The organism is Klebsiella sp. EMBS2024 (genome assembly GCF_036233805.1).
GTDB classification, from domain to species: domain Bacteria; phylum Pseudomonadota; class Gammaproteobacteria; order Enterobacterales; family Enterobacteriaceae; genus Klebsiella; species Klebsiella pneumoniae.
On record NZ_JAZARW010000001.1, the window covers coordinates 2,743,943 to 2,744,170 of the forward strand.

Annotated in this window: 1 pseudogene; it reads right to left on the minus strand. The window is 42.1% G+C overall.

The features are described 5' to 3' along the window. Nucleotides 1-143, minus strand: a pseudogene (locus VZP09_RS12670) (polysaccharide export protein Wza); the annotation flags it as partial. Between the last annotated feature and the right edge of the window lie 85 nt (nucleotides 144-228).

The following is a 228-nucleotide window of genomic DNA, read 5'->3' on the forward strand; positions in this document are numbered from 1 at the left end:
TTATCCAAATCGTAATCACTGTCTGGAAGCTCAACCACGTTCTTACGCAGACTGTTTAATCCCTGACCAGGGATGATCGTACAACCAGATAAAAACCCAATTGCCAGTGCTAATGCCGAAAATCTAACAATTTTTTTCTTCATAATGTCACATCATCAGTAAATCAAAATTTGCCAATTCCTGAGCAGCTGTCATCGCCGTTGCTTCCCTGCCGGCTTATGGAGAGAT